This is a genomic window from Frateuria sp. GZRR33 (assembly GCF_051900425.1).
Lineage (GTDB): Bacteria > Pseudomonadota > Gammaproteobacteria > Xanthomonadales > Rhodanobacteraceae > Frateuria_A.
Window position 1 is genome coordinate 1 of sequence record NZ_JBHZGK010000023.1, and the last position, 3,509, is coordinate 3,509.

General features: G+C 59.8%; 3 protein-coding genes. All 3 read left to right on the forward strand.

The window, feature by feature from the left end:
* Positions 1-525: 525 nt before the first annotated feature.
* The 3 genes from ACFWZU_RS16190 (at position 526) to ACFWZU_RS16200 (ending at position 3,340) form a co-directional block, all read left to right on the forward strand.
* Positions 526-1,026 (forward strand): hypothetical protein, encoded by a 501-nt coding sequence (locus tag ACFWZU_RS16190; RefSeq protein ID WP_439702543.1) that lies wholly within the window; start codon positions 526-528, stop codon positions 1,024-1,026.
* A gap of 36 nt (positions 1,027-1,062) precedes the next feature.
* A complete protein-coding gene (locus ACFWZU_RS16195; protein ID WP_439702544.1) occupies positions 1,063-1,428 on the forward strand; it encodes a hypothetical protein in 366 nt (121 codons plus the stop codon).
* Between the two features lie 1,096 nt (positions 1,429-2,524).
* Complete coding sequence (locus ACFWZU_RS16200) at positions 2,525-3,340, forward strand: hypothetical protein (RefSeq protein ID WP_439702545.1); 816 nt, start codon at positions 2,525-2,527, stop codon at positions 3,338-3,340.
* Positions 3,341-3,509 lie beyond the last annotated feature (169 nt).

The following is a 3,509-nucleotide window of genomic DNA, read 5'->3' on the forward strand; positions in this document are numbered from 1 at the left end:
GCTGGGCCGCGATTGCCCTTGTCTATTTGTCTGTTAACGTCCGCGCAAGAGGGTACTTCCAAAGTGTGCGCGCCTAACAGTTCGTTCGAGGCGGACGGCTCCGCCGCCGCTCAACTCCAGCGTTAGGGCGCACATGACGTTCGTCGTAGCCGCGGCTCTATTTCTGCCCTTCCTCGCCGTCGCAGTTGGCGTGACGTTCGTAGTCGCTTTCCTCACGCGTGGCTTGGGCCGTACGGCATGGATTACGTTGCTTGTGTTTGTGTCGTCGCTGCTCGTAACACCCACGATGGGCCCGGCAACTATCGCAGTTGTGCCAGTAACATTCGGTTGGCTACTGGTTCCGTCCGTTGCAACCGGGTCTTGGTCGGAGCTGGCCGGGTGGCTGGCGGCCTATCCTGAGTGGCATGCATTTGCATTCCCGGCGACCGCTGTCCTTTCGTACTTGGTGCTCCGCAAGGTGCGCCCTAACAATTCGTCCAAGCCGACGCCGCTTCGCGGCGCGGCTTAACTCAGGTGTTAGGGCTCATGAGACTCATCATCGCGTTCGGAGCAGCGGTTCTTGCGCCTACGCTGGCACTCGGGGCTTGGTACCTTTACGGCCAGTTCGCCACCTTCGAGTCGAATGACCCTTATATCTGGGTACGCACCCGCAACTTCCTGTCCATCTGCTTAGCCATCTCGGCGGCCCATGTGGTTGTGCTCGGCATTCCGGCCTACTTTCTCCTGCGCTGGCGCGGCCTACTCCGGTGGTGGAGTGCTCTACTCGCGGGCTTCGTGCTGGGGGCTCTGCCTGCCGCGGTGATCACTTGGCCGCTGCGCTACGCCCGCCCAGGCTCCTACGCCTCGTCAAACGGCGTCGAGACCATGGTAAATGGCGTACCCACTGTGGCAGGCTGGCTCCAATACATGGGCGGCGCGGCATTCTTCGGGGCTTGCGGGCTCGTCGCAGCTGCTGCGTTTTGTGCGGTACGCGGCATGAGCCCTAACAATTCGTCCAAGCCGACGCCGCTTCCCGGCGCGGCTTAACTCAGGTGTTAGGCGGCTTAGCTAAAGGAACCGCGCGTGAAGATTCTTTCCCTGCTCTTCCTGCTCTCACCATTGGCCGCATCGGCAGCGCCTGCTGAAGAGCCTGCACTGGCGTGTGAAGTCGGCCCGGTGCAAAAAACCTTTGGCGGAGCCGCCTGGAACATCTACGCCTGCGCCGATGGCAAGTCGGTCGTAGTAGTTCCTGCCCAAGTCGCGGGCGGCCAGTTCGGCTACTTCCTCCTCCGCCCCGCGGATGGCAAGGTCCTCGCCGTCGGCGAGGGGTGGGGAGAAGACTCGTCATTTCGGCCCGTCCATGAAGAGCTCTCAGCGCTCACCGTGGAACAGCTCGCGGCTATAGTCCAAGCAGCACAGGCGGCCAGTGGTGCTCACACCACTCCGTAGCGCCGCCTAACAATTCGTCCAAGCCGACGCCGCTTCGCGGCGCGGCTTAACTCAGGTGTTAGGCTATCCAAGAAGCCACCACTACCGCAGGAAGTATCCGAGAGCAATCAACGATGCAACTAGCGCAATCCGGATCTCTCTTGTTAAAAATGCGACCAGGCGCGGCCTGTCTTCTTTAAAAGCCCATAGATCGTAGTTTTTCACCGCACCTTCTCGGTTGCTTCGTTCCAACCAATATTGCCATTCACGCGCGCATCGGTGGGCCGGCCACTTTTTTCTCCGTGCGAGTCACGCGTAAGGTAAAGTTGTTTCTGCAGGTCTGCGCCAGCACTATTCCGCGCGGCCTAACAAATCGTTCAAGGCGGACGGCTTCGCCGCCGCTTAACTCCAGCGTTAGGCCCTTGCTTGGTTGTTCTCTCGCGGCGTGTGCTTCGGCCAAGCTCTCGCCAGCTTTCAGTCCTCCGCACTTGGCCGCGAGCTTTGCAGCAGTGTGGCAAGCTCCAGGCATCCAAAGCTGCTAGCGTTGCGCTTGGTGGGGCTCGCGGTTGCACCGGCACAGTCGCCCAAGCATGGCGCGGCGCAAGCCCCTAACTCTTCATTCAAGCGGACGGCTCCGCCGCCGCTTAATTCGGGCGTTAGGCCTCACATGCAAGAGTTCACTCGCCAACCAACGCAAAAAGAGCGTGCCCTTGCTGTTGTCCTCAGTGCGGCTCTCTGCATCTTGTTTGGCTGGCTGGTGGCGTTCCTTGTGTCTCGGAACATGAGGGTTTCCGCTTCGCTCTTCGGCGCTCTTCTCATTGTCACTTTTGCGCTGCTCGTCCGCGCTGCCTTGGGTACTCGCCAAGCACTCAACCGCAAGCAGGCTCATGTGCTTGCCTGGGCCCTCATAACGCTGGGCGTGAGCGGGGTTGCCATCGCGTTGGCGGTAGGCGGTCCTGCTGCCCAACGCCTCATGGCTCTTGCTGGGTCAACCACTCTTTTTGCCGCCGGGCTTGCCGGCGTGAGAGGTCGAGGCCAAGATGCCTAACATCTCGCTAAAGGCGGACGCGCTACCGCGCGCCGCTTAACTCCAGCGTTAGGCGGCACAGGAGGCTGCATGGAAACGGTCAATCTCGGCGACGAGCTCAACCGCATCGTGAGAGCCGCCTGCCAGGCCTTATTTGTGCAGGGCGAACTCGCACAGCTCACGCACCTCGCATTGGCCTACGCCGCAAACGCCGTCCGCGATGACGCATCGAGCGAGGTCGAGATCTCTTACCCGATCGGCTATAACGCCGATCGGACCGTTATGCCGTTCGCTCGCAAGTACTCGAAGCAAGAGCTTCTCGAGAGGTACGACTTCCTGACGTATACACAGCTCGGCGTGAACGGCGTTATGCAACTCGTCACCATCACCGAATCGATGTTGGGCGACGTTCTGCGCGCCGTAGTAGTTCGATACCCCCAGAAGCTTGGGGCCAAGCGCACTATTCTCATTCAGGCCGTCCTCGAAGCATCGTCGCTCCAAGAAGTGCACCTGAAGGCTACCGACGCATTGGCCAATGAGCTGTCGTACAAGTCACCGGTGGAGTTCGCCGAAGCGGTGGATGGACTTATTGGCGTTAATCTTCTTGCATTACCGGCATTTCACAAGTACGTCGAAGTAAAAGCCACGAGAGACATCCATGTGCACAATCGAGGCATTGCAAATGACATGTATGTAAGAAAGGCTTCATCGCACGCCCGAGTGAAGCCGGGCGCGTATCTTCCGGTCGATACGCAGTACTTCTTGGAGGCTTACGAAGCGTGCTTGCAGGTGACCGACTGGCTGGAAAACGTGTTGCACGAGCGCTGGCACAGCGCTGAGCTGGAAAGTAGGCGGAGTCCTCAACTTGCGTTCCCGGGGGTGGAGTCGGGCGAAGGTGTCGCCTAACCACTCGTCCAAGCGGACGCGCGTACCGCGCCGCTTAACTCCAGCGTTAGGCTCCAAATTGAAACTAAAGGTAGCGATTGCAGAGTTGGGAGAAATTCCGCGGCCACTTGGCGTGGCTGCGGCAGCTTCGATCGTTCTCAGTGTGGTTTTGCTACTCACTGCCATCATT